The 15,669-nt window shown below is 31.7% G+C and carries 15 protein-coding genes and 2 tRNA genes; 4 read left to right on the top strand and 13 right to left on the bottom strand.

Annotation, left to right across the window (positions count from 1 at the left end):
* Window positions 1-135: 135 nt before the first annotated feature.
* From wrbA to ACTB1H_RS00425, 5 genes are all read right to left on the bottom strand, one after another.
* The gene (gene wrbA / locus ACTB1H_RS00445) at window positions 136-747 is read right to left on the bottom strand and encodes an NAD(P)H:quinone oxidoreductase type IV (RefSeq protein WP_276441864.1); all 612 of its coding nucleotides are present in this window, start codon (window positions 745-747) and stop codon (window positions 136-138) included.
* Between the two features lie 102 nt (window positions 748-849).
* Window positions 850-1,251 (bottom strand): Fur family transcriptional regulator, encoded by a 402-nt coding sequence (locus ACTB1H_RS00440; RefSeq protein ID WP_463260859.1) that lies wholly within the window; start codon window positions 1,249-1,251, stop codon window positions 850-852.
* A gap of 128 nt (window positions 1,252-1,379) precedes the next feature.
* Window positions 1,380-2,081 (bottom strand): FAD-dependent oxidoreductase, encoded by a 702-nt coding sequence (locus ACTB1H_RS00435; RefSeq protein WP_463260858.1) that lies wholly within the window; start codon window positions 2,079-2,081, stop codon window positions 1,380-1,382.
* A 60-nt stretch (window positions 2,082-2,141) separates the two neighbouring features.
* Window positions 2,142-2,486, bottom strand: a complete 345-nt coding sequence (locus ACTB1H_RS00430) for a tRNA-binding protein (RefSeq protein WP_463260857.1) — start codon at window positions 2,484-2,486, stop codon at window positions 2,142-2,144.
* Window position 2,487: 1 nt separating this feature from the next.
* The gene (locus ACTB1H_RS00425) at window positions 2,488-2,994 is read right to left on the bottom strand and encodes a dihydrofolate reductase (protein ID WP_463260856.1); all 507 of its coding nucleotides are present in this window, start codon (window positions 2,992-2,994) and stop codon (window positions 2,488-2,490) included.
* A 166-nt stretch (window positions 2,995-3,160) separates the two neighbouring features.
* Here ACTB1H_RS00425 and ACTB1H_RS00420 point away from each other — a divergent pair, with 166 nt between their 5' ends.
* The gene (locus ACTB1H_RS00420; RefSeq protein ID WP_463260855.1) at window positions 3,161-3,748 is read left to right on the top strand and encodes a GerMN domain-containing protein; all 588 of its coding nucleotides are present in this window, start codon (window positions 3,161-3,163) and stop codon (window positions 3,746-3,748) included.
* Between the two features lie 32 nt (window positions 3,749-3,780).
* Here the strand turns inward: ACTB1H_RS00420 and ACTB1H_RS00415 are convergent, their stop codons facing one another.
* The 7 genes from ACTB1H_RS00415 to ACTB1H_RS00385 form a co-directional block, all read right to left on the bottom strand.
* Window positions 3,781-4,626 (bottom strand): VOC family protein, encoded by an 846-nt coding sequence (locus ACTB1H_RS00415; RefSeq protein WP_463260854.1) that lies wholly within the window; start codon window positions 4,624-4,626, stop codon window positions 3,781-3,783.
* A 57-nt stretch (window positions 4,627-4,683) separates the two neighbouring features.
* A complete protein-coding gene (gene thrB / locus ACTB1H_RS00410) occupies window positions 4,684-5,538 on the bottom strand; it encodes a homoserine kinase (RefSeq protein ID WP_463260853.1) in 855 nt (284 codons plus the stop codon).
* Window positions 5,531-6,997 carry a threonine synthase gene (gene thrC / locus ACTB1H_RS00405; protein ID WP_463260852.1) on the bottom strand — a complete coding sequence of 489 codons (1,467 nt, stop codon included), beginning with the start codon at window positions 6,995-6,997 and terminating at the stop codon, window positions 5,531-5,533. The genes thrB and thrC overlap by 8 nt, the downstream gene beginning before the upstream one ends.
* Window positions 6,998-7,006: 9 nt before the next feature.
* A complete protein-coding gene (locus ACTB1H_RS00400) occupies window positions 7,007-8,203 on the bottom strand; it encodes a homoserine dehydrogenase (protein ID WP_463260851.1) in 1,197 nt (398 codons plus the stop codon).
* Window positions 8,203-9,183: an aspartate-semialdehyde dehydrogenase gene (locus ACTB1H_RS00395; RefSeq protein WP_463260850.1), complete on the bottom strand. Its 981-nt coding sequence runs from the start codon at window positions 9,181-9,183 to the stop codon at window positions 8,203-8,205. The genes ACTB1H_RS00400 and ACTB1H_RS00395 overlap by 1 nt, the downstream gene beginning before the upstream one ends.
* Window positions 9,184-9,195: 12 nt before the next feature.
* Window positions 9,196-10,518 carry an aspartate kinase gene (locus ACTB1H_RS00390; RefSeq protein WP_463260849.1) on the bottom strand — a complete coding sequence of 441 codons (1,323 nt, stop codon included), beginning with the start codon at window positions 10,516-10,518 and terminating at the stop codon, window positions 9,196-9,198.
* Between the two features lie 261 nt (window positions 10,519-10,779).
* Window positions 10,780-11,289: a type 1 glutamine amidotransferase domain-containing protein gene (locus ACTB1H_RS00385; RefSeq protein ID WP_463260848.1), complete on the bottom strand. Its 510-nt coding sequence runs from the start codon at window positions 11,287-11,289 to the stop codon at window positions 10,780-10,782.
* Window positions 11,290-11,399: 110 nt separating this feature from the next.
* Between ACTB1H_RS00385 and ACTB1H_RS00380 the strand changes: the two genes are divergently transcribed.
* The 3 genes from ACTB1H_RS00380 to ACTB1H_RS00370 all read left to right on the top strand — a co-directional run bounded on the left by ACTB1H_RS00380 (window position 11,400) and on the right by ACTB1H_RS00370 (window position 14,611).
* Window positions 11,400-11,486 (top strand) — tRNA-Leu (locus ACTB1H_RS00380).
* Between the two features lie 86 nt (window positions 11,487-11,572).
* Window positions 11,573-11,649, top strand: a tRNA-Pro gene (locus ACTB1H_RS00375).
* 133 nt (window positions 11,650-11,782) lie between these two features.
* The gene (locus ACTB1H_RS00370) at window positions 11,783-14,611 is read left to right on the top strand and encodes a phosphodiester glycosidase family protein (protein ID WP_463260847.1); all 2,829 of its coding nucleotides are present in this window, start codon (window positions 11,783-11,785) and stop codon (window positions 14,609-14,611) included.
* 23 nt (window positions 14,612-14,634) lie between these two features.
* Here the strand turns inward: ACTB1H_RS00370 and mreB are convergent, their stop codons facing one another.
* Complete coding sequence (mreB, locus tag ACTB1H_RS00365) at window positions 14,635-15,660, bottom strand: rod shape-determining protein MreB (RefSeq protein ID WP_463260846.1); 1,026 nt, start codon at window positions 15,658-15,660, stop codon at window positions 14,635-14,637.
* Window positions 15,661-15,669 lie beyond the last annotated feature (9 nt).

The following is a 15,669-nucleotide window of genomic DNA, read 5'->3' as shown; positions in this document are numbered from 1 at the left end:
CCTCACGATGGACACCCTTGTCTTAAGCTAACGGTTGGCACTATCAACCTCCGTATCGGACTTTCACCGACTAGTTTACGCCCATGCTGGGCGCACAAAATAAATCCTAAGGCATTAATGCCTTAGGATTTATTCTTATTCTCTTCCCTTTTTAATCCAACTAGCAACTTCAACAGTTCTTCTAGCTTGGAATCTTACTGCAGGTTCGACATTATCTACTATGCTTCCATCCATTGCAACGGTAGCAGATGTCCCATAAGGATTGCCGCCAGCTCCATATGATGACTCATCTATAAATCCAGGAGTTACGATGATTGCTCCCCAATGCATCATAGTTGTTAGAATAGCTTTTACTGTGCCTTCTTGTCCTCCATGAGGATTTTGTGCTGAAGACATTGCAGAAACTACCTTATTTGCTAATAGACCTTTTGCCCAAAGCCCTCCTTGCATATCTAGAAAGTTTTTAAGTTGCGATGGAACATTCCCAAATCTGCTTCCTGCACTAAAAATAAAAGCATCTGCCCAAACTAAATCATCAGAAGTAGCAACAGGAATGTCTTTGGTTGCTTCTTTCATAGCTTTTAAACCTTCATTTGAATTGATTATTTCATCAGGAATCAATTCTTGAACTTTCAAAAGCCTAACCTCTGCTCCAGCTTTTTCAGCTTCATCCTTTGCCCATTGAGCCATTTTAAAGTTTGTGCCATACCCACTATAAAATATTACTGCCAACTTTACCTTGTCCATAAAATAATCCTCCTATATATTAATGTATTATTATCGTAAGACTAATATACCCTAGGAGGAAATTCTATAAACAAATTCTTACTATTTTTGTAGGAATTATTTCTATTCGCAGTCTGGGCATATGCCAGATACCAATACTTGCATATCTTCTATGTTAAAACCTTCCAATACGCTTGTTATTTCTTTTTCATTCATTGGTATGTCATAAATATTTCCACACTCTCTGCATTTAAAATGTCCATGAAAACCCCTCTGTGCTTCAAATCTCAGTTCATTTCCTTCAATGTTTATAGCTTTTACTATTCCTTTTTCAATAAATAATTTTAAAGTGTTGTAAACTGTTGTTTTCGATAAAGTCAAAATTTCTTTTGAAAGTTGTTCATATATTTCATCTACAGTAGGGTGGATTCTGGATTCCACTAAAAGAGTGTATATCTTAACTCTTATAAAAGAAGGTCGCATTTTATTCTCTTTTAATACGGTTACAATATTCTCATTATTCATATCAACAACTCCATTTATATTATGTTAATATAATAACTTATTTGTAATAATTGGTCAATTAATTTTACTTTTAATAAATTTAATTTTTTACTTATAAAAAAGCAAAAAGAATCCAGTAAATCTGGATTCTAATAACCTTGGAAAGAGTCAGTCTTGATATTTTGCTTTTCTACTCCCATATCAATAAGTTTTTCTGTAAACATCTTGTTCATTCCTGGAGAGCCTGAAATATAATAGTATGCATCATTTAAGTATTCACTAGTGAATTTATCTAACTCGTTTATAAAAGTTTCTCTATTAGAGATTAATAACACCTCTATTCCTTTAACTTTTTCTCCAATTCCAATAAGTTCTTCTTTATAAGCAAATTCATTTCTATCATCTGAGTAAAGAAGTCTAATCTTTTTAACCTTTTTATTATTCAATTCAATGTCTTTTAAAAATGCTCTCATTGGAGTAACTCCTATACCTCCAGCTATAAGTAAAGTTGGTTTATCTAAATCTTCTAGTAAAAATTTACCCATAGGTTTGTCTATGAGCATTATATCCCCTGGAACGAGTTTAAGTAGATTTTTCTTGAAGTTTGTACAGTTTCCTACAATTCTAGTTGAAAACATGAAGTCTTCTTCTTCTTTTACAGAAGCTATGCTAAATATTCTATGTTCTTTTTCATCTTCAGCTAATGGAATTTTTAATTCTTTAAATTTAAAAATTGTATGTTGTCCAGCATCCCAAATATAATCTTTAGGCTTTTCAAATACAAATGAGTATATATCACTAGTTTCTTTGACAACTCTTTTTAGCATAATTTCTTTGTTTAAACTTTCCATACTATTTGCCCCTTTCATTTACTGTATATTAATACCCGATTTTTAACTTTATCACCAATTCTATCCTAAAATATCTCCATTTTTTACTTTCCTTTCAGGAACGACTAAAACAACTCCTCCTTCAGAATAAGTCCCAAGCACTAAAACTTCAGATTGAAAACCAGCGATATTTTTAACTGGGAAATTTACTACAGCTAATACTTGTTTCCCAATTAAATCTTCCTTTGTATAATGTTCTGTTATTTGAGCACTTGATTTTTTTATGCCAATGTCTTCCCCAAAGTCAATTTCCAATTTATATGCTGGTTTTTTTGCTTTCTCAAATTTAAAAACATCTATGATTTCTCCAACTCTTATATCTAATTTGGCAAAATCTTCAAAGGTTATGGTTTCTTTTATATTCATGTTACCACCTTATCCTTTCATAATCGACATATCTATAATATATTCCATTTTCTTCGAATACTTCAGATTCATTGACAACTTTCCAGTCAGGATCTAAATCTAGATTGGGTATAAATGTATCAGCTTCTGGAAAATCCATGAATATTTTTGTTATATATGCTTTATTAGAAAAAAGCAACAATTGCCTAGCGATAGTTCCTCCACCTGTTACAAATACTTCCTTTTCTTTATTGGGATTTATTTCTTTAAGTAGCGGAAACAAATCTTCTAGTGAATTTAGGACTATAAATCCTTCTTGATTATAGCTTTTATTCCTTGTAACAACTATATTGACTCTGTTCTCAAGTGGTTTTTTTTCAGGTAATGCTTCAACAGTTTTTCTACCCATGATTATAATATGCCCTTCAGTTATTCTTCTGAATCGATGCAAATCCTCCTCTATGGTAACTAACATCTTCCCGTTTGATCCTATTCTCCAATTTCCATCTACTGCGAATATCAAATTCATATCCTATCACTCCTAAGTTGATTTCTTTGATTATAACTGAATATAGTTCATATTTAAATTAATTATACTATAAAGGAACAAGTATTGTAATATAAACGTAAATTGATTATTTATTGTAAACATGATATGATTTATTTGAAAATAGCAATATAGAAAGGAGATTATTATGAAAAAGTTTTTGATTTTGAGCTTGTCAGTGCTTTTGATTCTTTCTCTGTCTGCATGCTCAACCAACAATGATGAAGTGAATGAACCTGAAACTCCAATAGATGAAACTCCTATTGAAAATCCAGATAACGGAAATACAACTGAGCCAGAGCCAGAAGAAAATTATACAAAAGAAGTCACTCTTTATTTTGCCAACAATGATTATGTTGAAACAGGGAATGAAGAATATGATTGGTTGATAGAAGAAAAAAGAGAAATTAATTTTGAAGGAACTACTCTAGAAGAAGCTGTTGTCCGCGAACTTATGAAAGGTCCTGTAGACACAGAAAATATGAGCACAGGTTTTCCTAGTACTGTTAAGTTAATAGATGTTAAAGTAGATGAAAACAAGACTTGTTATGTTAATTTTGCTCAAGATGGTCTGTACGGTGGTAGCATGGAAGAAAGTTATATAATTGCCCAAGTTGTAAATTCATTAGTAGGTTTGGATAGTGTCGATAGAGTCCAATTTTTAATTGACGGTAAGCCTGCTGAAACTTTAATGGGTCATATAAGTATAGAAGAACCTTTTGAGTCTTTTGAATAAAATATAATAATGCGTAGCTAAGCTACGCTTTATTATATTTCTAAAATTATTTTGTTACCAGCTGGGTCTTTAGTGAGAATTTTTTCATCATTTTTTTGGGTTAAATAATTATTCTCAATTAATTTCTTTTCTAAATCCATAAGTTTTTCTTTTGTTGAAACTTTAATAGTATAATAATCTAGACCGATAGCATTTTCAGGTGGTGGTGGAATTTCCCTTCCATTCCATACGTTAAACCCAATGTGATGATGATAACCTCCTTGAGAATAAAAATATGCTGAATTAGGCAATGCTAATGTCTTCTCAAAACCTAACAGTTCATAAAATATAGCATTTTTTTCTAAATTATCAACATAAAGATGCATATGCCCAAGAACTGCTTCTTTTGGCATCCCATCCCATATATCTCCCTGTGCTAAACTCATTAATTCTCTATAATCTAGAGGATCTGTCACCATCTTAAGCTTGCCGTTAACAAACCAATTTTTTTCGTCAGTATCAGCATAAATTTCGATACCATTTCCCTCATAATCCTCGATATAAAATGCTTCACTCACGCCATGATTAGCTCCACCTACTATTTCTATGTCTTTGTCTTTTACATGATTTATGAATTTCCCTAAATCAAGTCTTGAAGGCAACTTAATCGCATAATGATATAATCCTGTAGTGTGGGGTGGTTTTATGATCGCATTGTTAGGCCTTGTAATTATCACTAGAGGATTTATTAAATCTGCTGACAGCTTATATTCTTCTCCCTCCTCGATGATTGTAAGACCTAGTATTTCTGTATAGAACTTTAAACTTTTTTCTAAATCCATCACTTTTAGTTTTAAATTAGCCGGATAACTTAATGGATGTCTATGATATCTTGACATATCGATCACCTTCTATATATTGGTGAGAATAATATACCCCGTATATGTATAATTAAACTAATTAATTATTTTAGCTCCCTCTAAATCAATATTATGTTCAAACACTTTCCATTCTCCAGATATTTTTTTTAATCTAGAACTTATATTGTCTTTAAACTCTTTATTTTTAATATGAGTAATACACATTATAGTTGGCCCTGCTCCACTTAAAAATACAGCTAATGCACCTAACTCATATGCAGTATTAAATACTATATTAGAATTTTCTATTAAATCCATTCTATAAGGCTGATGAATTTTATCTTCTACTGCCCACTTAAGTAAATCGAGATTCCCATTTATTAATGAAGATACGAGCAAAGCAGTTCTTTGAATGTTAAATACTGCTGTATCCAATGAAATCTCTCTAGGTATTACCTCTCTGGATGATTTTGTGGACAATTCAAAGCCTGGTATAAGTGCAGTAAATTTAATAGACTCATTTGGTATTATCTTATTTGTTAACACTTTGCCATTTTTAACTGCATTTATAGTTAATCCTCCATATAGTGCAGCAGATACATTATCAGGGTGCCCTTCAATCGAATTTGATAGATTGAGCAATTCCTCATTGTTTAGAGGAAAATTTAAGATTTTATTAGCTGCCAAAACTCCTGCAACTATACAGCTTGCAGATGAACCCAATCCTCTGCTTATTGGTATATTGCTGTCTGAACTTATTTTTATGTCTATGATTTCTTCATTTAAATGCTTAAATACCTCATAATATGACTTATAAATTAAATTGTCCCCTTTAAATCCTTTGGGTGCTTTTTCAATTTTAAAGGTATTGTACAAATCAATGGCAATAGCCAGGCAGTCAAAACCTGCCCCGAGATTTGCACTAGTAGCTGGAACTTTTATATTAAACATTTGAACCACCTTGTTTTATAGTATTTAGTAATTTTTCTTTCATATTGTCTTTACTAACAACTATTTCCTTTGATTTATGATTATTTAAAATATCCATTATTTGCTTAGGAATTTCATTTCCTGATAATATCGAAAGCTTATTTATGCTATCTATTTCATCCTTATAGGTTATTTTAAATGCATCCATTATTTCATTTGGAAACTTATATGGGCTTGCTGTTGATACTATCACAGTATAAGTTTTGTCTTTAGTTTCATTTAGGTATTTTTGATAAACTCCATATGCAACAGCAGTGTGTGGATCGATTATATAGTTATACTTATCAAATACAATCCTTATATTGTTTTTCGTTTCCTCTTGTTTTATATAGTCAGCAAAAAACAAATCACTTTGAATATTTATACTATATGAGCCTACTTCAAAGAGTTCTTTCATTTTATCCTTAATCAGTTTATCATCATTGGTTAGATCAAATAGCAACCTCTCTAAGTTGCTAGATACCAAAATGTCCATAGAAGGAGATATGGTTTTGACAAGATTTCTGTTAGTATTGTATTTCTTGGTTCTAAAGAAATCTGTAAGCACATTGTTTTCGTTTGAGGCTATAATTAACTTATTTATTGGCACACCTATTTTATATGCATAATAAGCTGCTAAAACATTTCCAAAATTTCCAGTTGGCACACAGAAATTAATTTTATCGGCTTTTGATAATTTTCCTTTTCTCAAACTCTCTAAATATGTGTATACATAATATACAACCTGAGGAATTAGTCTTGCTATGTTGATAGAATTAGCTGATGAGATCTTTAAATTCATTTTATTTAATTCCTCTATAAATTCTTTATCTGAAAATAACTTTTTAACGCCTCTTTGAGCATCATCAAAATTTCCCAAAAACCTAAAAACATAAGTGTTTTTTCCTTCTTGAGTGATCATTTGTTTTTCTTGAATAAAGCTTACTCCATCATCCGGGAATAATACTGCTATTTTAAATCTTTCTAAATCTTTGAATCCCTCAAGTGCAGCTTTTCCAGTGTCTCCTGATGTTGCAGTCAATATTAGAATATCTTCTTCTGTTTTTTCTATCTCCATTGCTAACTTCATAAGTTCTGGAAGTATAGATAGTGCAATGTCTTTAAAAGATAAAGAAACTCCATGATAAAGTTCTAAAAATCCAATGTCTCCAAAATCTTTTAGCTCGATAACACGATCTTTAAATTTTGCATCATAAGCTCTATCAACAGCTTCATCTATGCCATATTTCATATCGTCAAAGAAGTAATTTAAAATGTACTTACAAAGCCTATTATATGAATATCCAATAAATGAATCTAAATTCTCTATTTTCCTAAATTCTTCAGGTACAAAAAGACCTCCGTCTTCAGCAATCCCTTGAATTATAGCTTTCGAAGAACTAACAATGTTTGTTTTATCTCTTGTGCTAATATATCGCATTTCATCACCCTATTCTTCAACCTTTATGATAGAGTAATCTTCATTTTTAATTTCTTTGATATACTCTATTAAGTCTAAAATATTGATTTCATTTGTAATGATAACAAACGGTTTTTCTTCAGATATGATTTCTTTAATATACTCTTTAGGTATATTTATTTTTTCGTTACTCATTCTTAGATAAAAAATGCCTTTGAAGTTGGATATTGCGTTTTCAAATCCCCTAGCTCTCAATGGATTTGAAAAGTCTTTGTCTAAAATTGTTTCAATTAAATCAGATAATACCGAATTTGCTGTTTCATACATTCCTGCTCCTTCGCCAATAAAACTCAATTCACCGACCTTATCTCCTGTAAAACTAATTATGTTTTTTCTATAATCTATATTGTAAAAAATATCTTTTGCGCCTATTGCTGTAGGAAATACACTTACTTCGTATTTTCCATTAAAAGCATTTGCATTTGCAATAAGTTTGACTTTAAGTCCTCTTTCTTTAAATATATTTATATCATAAGATGATATATTCCCAATTCCATGAAATAAAATATCATCTTCAACTATGCTTGTACCAAATCCAAGTGTAGAAAGTATCCTAATCTTTCTTTTTGAGTCTATTGCATCTATATCATCACTAGGATTTTGTTCTGCATATCCTAATTCTTGAGCTCTTTTAAGAGCTTCGTAAAAACTTATGTTTTTTTCATATATATTTGAAAGTATATAGTTTGTAGTTCCATTTAAAATAGCACGAATGTTGGTTATTTCGTTTAACTTTATTTGGATTTTTAATTCTCTAATGATTGGTATTGCACCACCTACACTGGCTTCATAAAGAAATTTTAAATTTTTATCTTCAAATAATGTAGATAACTCTTCATAATATGCACTGACTAAGGCTTTATTTGAAGTAATGAAATGTTTGTTTTGTGAAAGAGCTTTTTTAGCATACCTATAAGCATCATCTATGCTTGGAGTAAGTTCTATTATTATGTCAATTTCTTCATCTAAAAATATATCGTCTTCATCAATCGTTAAAATATCAGGTTTTACCGTTACTTTCCTATCTTTATTGAGGTTTTTTACCAAGATCTTTTTAATGTTTATCTGATTTTTTAAAATCAGTTCAAGATAATCTTTCCTCTCCATAATCATGTTGTAAACACCAATCCCTACAGTTCCAAACCCTAAAAGAGCTATATTAATCATTAGATATCTCCTTTCTTAAGAAGTTCTTCTGCGATCTGAATAGCATTTGTCGCTGCGCCTTTTCTAACATTATCTGCTACCACCCATAAGTTTAAGGCATTTTCTGTACTATAATCCCTTCTAATCCTACCTATGAAAACCTCATCTCTGCCCTCAGCATGAATTGGCATAGGATATTTATTGTTTTTTACATCATCAACTACCACAATTCCATTAAATTGGCTTAAAGTTTCTCTAATATCATTTAAATCAAAATCTCTTTTCAATTCAACATTAATTGATATGCTATGTCCAACTCTAACCGGAACTCTTACCGTAGTTGCAGTTATCTTCAGATCATCGTCATGAAGTATCTTCTTTGTTTCATTTATCATCTTCATTTCTTCCTTAGAATAGCCATTATCTAAAAATGAATCAATATGAGGAATAACATTGCCTTTTATTTGAAATGGATAAAAATCACTTCTGCCAGTAGCTAAATCATTTAATCCTTTCTGACCAGAACCAGAAACTGCTTGATAAGTTGAATATATTATTCTTCTTATGCCATATTTATCATATAACGGTTTTAGGGCAACTACACTTTGGATTGTAGAGCAATTTGGATTTGCTATCAAAGTTTTATTGATATTTAAATCCTCAGGATTTACTTCAGGAACTACCAACCCAACATCTTCTCTCATCCTAAAAAATGAACTATTGTCTATGCTTATTACTCCTCTTTTCATCAATTCAGGTATATACTTTTCACTTATATTAGATCCAGCTGCAAAAAATACCAAATCAAAATCAGTTTCAAGAAATGTCTCATTTAATTCTTCAATGTATATGATATCATTGTTAAAATATATTTCCTTCCCCTTAGATTTAGATGATGCAAAAAGTTTTAATTCTTTAATAGGAAATTTTCTTTCTTCTAATATACTTATGATATTTCTTCCAACAAGTCCAGATGCACCTACTACGCCTACTTTTAACATAACTAACCCTCCTTAGTTATAAAATGACTTGTAAATAGCTCTGATAGCTGTTTCAAAATCACTATTTTCTAACCCTATGATTATGTTTAATTCACTCGAACCTTGTGATATCATTCGAATATTAACTCCAGCATCAGATAAAGCTGTAAACACTTTTGCTGAAATCCCCTTTGTTCTAATCATCCCCCTACCTACTACTGCAACTAATGCCATGTTTGACGATGAAATTATATTGTCAGGATTTAAATAAATGCGTATTTCTTCAATGATTTTTGAAAGTTTTCCATTTAAATCTATATCAGAAACAATAATGGAAATTGAATCAATTCCTGAAGGCATATGCTCAATTGAAATATCGTTTGTTTCGAACACAGATACCAATTTTCTCAAAAAACTTTTATCGCTATTCATTAGAGTTTTTTCAACTGTAATAACAGTAAATCCTTTTTTACCTGCGATACCAGTTATCAAGTTTTCTTTACTAAAATTCCAAGTATCTGGCACGATTAAAGTACCTTTATCATAAGGTCTGTTTGTGTTCTTTATATGAATGGGTATTCCTTTATTTTTTACTGGAAAAATTGCCTCTTCATGCAATACTTTAGCTCCCATATAAGATAACTCTCTTAATTCCTTATATGTTATATGCTCTATCTCTTTTGGGTTTTCAACAATTTTAGGATCTGCAACTAAAAATCCTGAAACATCTGTCCAGTTTTCATAAATCTTAGCGTCTATAGCATTGGCTATTACTGAACCAGTTATATCTGAACCTCCTCTTGAAAAAGTTTTAATCTCTGATTTAAATGAACCATAAAATCCAGGAACTACATATCTTTTTTTGTCTCCTAATTTGATTTTATTCTGCAATTCTTCAATAGTCTTTTTTTCATCGACTTCATTCATCTCATTAAAAAATATAACTTCGGCTGCGTCAATAAATTCAAAACCTAAATATTTTGCAAGCAATATCCCATTGAGGTATTCTCCCCTGCTTGCACAATAATCTATGCTTCTATTATTTTCTATGTTGGTCTTTATTTCATCCAATATTTTTTCTAAATCTACATCTATGGAAAGATTATCTCGGATTTCAAAAAACCTTTCTGCTATCATCTTAAAAATATCATCAAATTTAAGTCCATGTGAAGATAATTGATGACACATATATAGCAAATCAGTAATTTTATGATCCTTTTCATCTCTTTTCCCCGGTGCAGAGGGCACTACCACTTTTATATTCTCATTTTTATTTACTATCTCTTTTACTTTCTTATATTGCTTGGAGGTGGCTAATGAGCTTCCTCCAAACTTAGAAACAAAAAATTCTGTCATAAAATCCACCTCCTAAAAAAATAGTGCTTGTCCTAAAAAGGACAAGCACATACTTGTATCCACCTAAATATCAAAATACCTTAACGTTAGCACACGCTCAAACTTACTTATGTTCAGAATGAGAACTCGGGAAGCGGTATTTCAGTTAGTATTAACTAAGAAAGTCTTTCAGCCGGTGAACTTTCTTCTCTTTTAGTCATGGTCTAACTTACTTTCAACCCTCATCGTTTTTTATTATTTTATAGCGTTAAATTAACAATGTCAAGAATTTTTAATTAACTTTAAAAATTCTTTCATAAATGCAGGAAGGTCATTAGGATTTCTTGAAGTTATTAAATTCCCGTCAACAACAACTTCTTTATCCACCCAATTTGCACCTGCATTTACTAAATCATCCTTTATGCTGAAGAAAGATGTAACCTCTCTTCCTTTAAGATCACAACAAGATGCGAGCATCCAAGGCCCATGGCAAATGGCTGCTATTGGCTTATTTAATTTATTGATTTTCCTTACTAATTCTTTAGTATTCTCATTTCTTCTCATAAAATCAGGAGAAAATCCTCCGGGAATAATTAGTCCTAAATATTCTTCAGGATCTATCTCAGAAGAACTGTGAGTGCTTTTAATCTTAAATCCGGCTTTACTCTCGTAAACCTTATCTTTTTCACTCCCGACTAGATTTACTTCAAATTCTTCTCTAAGTCTATGGTATGGGAATATCAATTCCTGTTCATCAAACATGTTTTCAATCAATATTGCTACTTTTTTCATCATGATCCCTCCTGTAAATTTTTACATTCATTATGTACCCGAAATATTTTTTTTCTAATCTAAAATTGTATTGAATCTTTATTTCTATTTATATATAATTATATTTAGTTGCAGGTATGGCGGAATTGGCAGACGCGCTAGATTCAGGTTCTAGTGAAGGTATCTTCATGCAGGTTCGACTCCTGTTACCTGCACCAAATCATATTATGAAATAAAATATATTTAAAAAAAACTGTTGCATTTTGTTTTTTAATATTATATAATATAAAAGTCGGTAAGATGTCGGGGTGTAGCGCAGTTTGGTAGCGCACGTGGTTTGGGACCATGGGGCCGGGGGTTCAAATCCTCTCACCCCGACCATATTTTAAATGATTTAATCGCAGTCTTTTGACTGCGATTTTTTATTTGTAACATATTTGTAATATAATTGTAACTCTTTAATAATATATATGCTCTATAATGTAGGCAGTGTGTAAACAGAAAGGAGCAAGATATGAAAAAAAGAATATTTAGCTTAGCCTTATTATTATTTATTGTTTTTATTGTGATGCCTTCTTATACATTAGCATCAAGTACTGCAACATTGCCTGCCACTATATATGAAAGAGTTGAAGAGACCCCTCTTTCTTTGGGAGCTACTCATCAAAGGATACAAAGATTTACTACAGCTGGTTGGATGCAAATAAATGTAATAAAGATAAATTTAAATGATGAGTACACTCAAGTTAAAGCAATGTATAATCTAGAAGGATTGAGCTTAAGAGATACTGTAACAAATATGGTTGATAAAACAGGTGCTATCGCTGGGATAAACGGAGATTATTTTAACTATAATCCAGTACCAAATTCCCTAGGGACTCTGATAAATGATAGTACTTTGATAACATCACCAATTAGAAGTCCTTATACTTTACCAACATTTTATATAGATTATAACAATAATGCTTTCATTGATTATGTGGATCAAACCATGTCTGCAAAAAATCTAAGGACAGGTAAAACAATAAACATAAGCACATATAATAAAGTTTCAACAGATCAAACTGTTGTAACATTATTAGACAAAAATTGGGGTCCAAAATCTTTAGGCGGTACATATAATAAAGAGCTAGTTGAGGTTCTTATTGTAAATGGCATCGTCACTGAGAAAAGAGTTGGAGGGGAACCTTTTAATATCCCTAGAGAAGATAATTCATATGTACTTGCAGTAAAAAACCATCTATTGAATGATCTCGAAATTGGTGATGAAGTAAAACTTGATATACAAATAAAACCTGACATCTTTAATATAAAAACTGCATTAGGTGCTGGCAGCATAGTTCTAAAAAACGGACAGGTTACTTCAACAAATATACAAAGCGCTGGTATACATCCTAGAACAGGTATAGGAATAAATAAAGACAATGATGTAGTTTATCTTGTTACAGTAGATGGTAGACATAGCTCCTTTAAAGGAATTGAGCAACCAATGTTAGGAGCAGTACTAAAGGATTTAGGGGCTTACAATGGCGTAAATTTAGATGGCGGTGGCTCTACTACTATGGCGTTAAAACCAAAAGGAGTTTCAAAACCATATCTAGTGAATATCCCAAGTGAAGGCAGCCAGAGATTAGTAGTAAATGGATTAGGCGTGTATTCAAATGCACCTATTGGCGATTTAACATACTTACAAATAATTCCTAAATCATCTAAAATATTTGCTGGGGGTGAAGTAAGTTTTACTGTGCAAGGCTTTGACCAGCATTACAATCCAATTGACATTGATAAACAAAAGTTAATATGGTCTACCTCAACAGATGACTCTTATGTCGAAAATTTAGTATTTAAGGCAAATAGCAAGGGTTTAGTAACTATTACTTGTGAATATGAAGGAATAAAAACTTCTGCAGAAGTCGAAGTTTTGGGAGAGGTTAAAGAAATAAATCCATCTGTAGAAAAATTCAATATTTCTCCAGGAGGTTCACGGTCGCTTGGATCATTTGTAGGAAAGGATGAAGAAGGTAAAACAGGAGCTTTGAGTCTGTCAAATTTAAGTTTTGAAGTGATAGGAGATATTGGAGAAGTAAAAAATGGTGTATTCTATGCATCAAATAAAAATGGATCAGGTGCTATAGTTGTAAGAAGTCAAAATGCTGTTTCGAGCATATTAGTTTCAGTTGGTTCAACTCAAAATGTTGTTAACTCCTTTGAAACTGAAACAAATATTAACTTTACCAGCTACCCTAATGATGTAACAGGAAGTGTTTCATTAGTAAATGAAGCAAAACATGGCAATAAAAGCATTGCACTAAAATATGATATGTCAAAAGGAAGTGGCACAAGAGCTGCTTATCTAAATTTTTCACATACAAAAAATGGTTATCCTCTAAGTGGAAATCCCCCCAAAATCGGAATTTGGGTAAAGGGAGATAATTCAAATACTTGGCTTAGAGGTACAATAATAGACAAAGCTGGAAAGTCATATGTTATCGACTTTTCTAAATCAATTGATTTTAATGATTGGAGATATTTAGAGGCAAGTGTCCCTAGTGGAATATCCTATCCTATAAGTTTACAACGTATTTATGTTGCAGAAACTAATTCAGATAGAAAGCCTTCAGGAACTATATTAATAGATGCACTAACATCTTATACTCAAACGCCGTATATGACTAATGGTTATCCAGCTTCTACTAAAGTAACTGACCCCTTAGAAAAAAATGTTGAAACTACTAATGAAAGCAAAAAGATTGCTGTATACACAGAACCGAAGATAACTGGAAATACACTTATGTCTAAAATAATCGACACTAGCAGGCTAAAAGGACTTAAAAATTCACTTTCAACATCTAACATAGGCATACAAATGGGTAATATGAGTGCAGGGTTTAGAAACGGAATAAATCACAATGCAATCATAGATGGAACAAAATCCTATGGCACTTCAAAAAATGGTGATGCTTATTTTATCACATTAAGATCTAATAACGAAGGAATAAGAGCATTTGACAGCAGTCAGTGGACTAAATTAATAAATGACTTAAACACAAGACCAGAAAAAAATATAATAATAACCCTACCAGCTTCATACAAAAATTTCGCTGATAAATTAGAGTCAGATTTGCTGCATGAAGTATTGAGCAAAGCTAGCAATACAGGAAAAAATATTTTCTTGGTGCAAGTAGGAAACACAAGCAGAACTGAGTTAAAAGATGGTGTTAGGTATATTACAATAAACGATTCAAATGTATCAACGCCCGAAGGTTTAAAAAATTATTCATATGTAGAATTTGTATTAAATGGATCTGCAATTAATTATAAATTAGTCTATCCATTTAAATAAGGAGATGCTTTAGCATCTCCTTTTTATCTATATCTACTTTCTTCGATTTTTTGCGAATTTTTTTCCAATAAATTCAATGATTCTAATGACTTTCCAGTGCCTATAGCTACACATTCTATTGGATTATCTGCAATTTTGGTTTTTATGCCAGTTTCATGTTCAATCAATTTATCAAGCCCATAAAGTAGTGCTCCCCCACCAGTTAAATAAATCCCAAAATTACTTATGTCTGCTGCTAATTCAGGTGGTGTTCTCTCAAGCACATAATGCACTGCATCAATTATTTCCCTAACCGGCTCGCTCAAAGCTTCAAGCATATCATTTGACGATATTTTTATAGTCAATGGCAATCCATTTAGCAAATTCCTACCTTTTACTTCAGCAAACTTTTCTTTTTCAAATGGATATGCACATCCTATTTCTTTTTTTATGTTTTCAGCAGTCATATCTCCAATCATCATATTGTATTTCTTACGGATATATTTTACTATCGCCTCGTCACATTCATCTCCTGCTACTTTGATTGATTTGCTTTCCACTATTCCTCCTAAAGAAATAACAGCTACATCTGTAGTCCCACCACCAATATCAACTACCATATTTCCACTTGGTTGGGTAATGTCAAGTCCTGCTCCAATAGCTGCAGCTACAGGTTCTTCTATTAAATAAGTTTTGCTTGCTCCAGCTTCACTGCTTGCTTCCATTACAGCTCTTTTTTCAACCTCAGTTACTCCACTAGGCACACAAATTATAATCCTTGGCTTTAAGATCATTCTTCCTATAGCTTTTTGAATGAAAAACTTTAGCATTCTCTGCGTGATATCATAATCAGATATTACTCCATCTTTTAAAGGTCTTATAGCTACAATATTTCCCGGAGTCCTACCAATCATTCTCCTAGCTTCTTCTCCTACAGCTAAAAATTTATTGGTATACTGGTCAATTGCAACAACAGATGGTTCCCTTAGCACTATTCCTTTCCCTTTGATATACACTAAAATTGAAGCGGTACCTAAATCAATTCCAACATCGGCTCTAAGTGCACTCATTAAAATCAT

This window comes from Soehngenia sp., assembly GCF_055108775.1.
The sequence above is the reverse complement of the archived record's forward strand: the minus strand, read 5'-3'. Positions and strand labels throughout refer to the sequence as shown.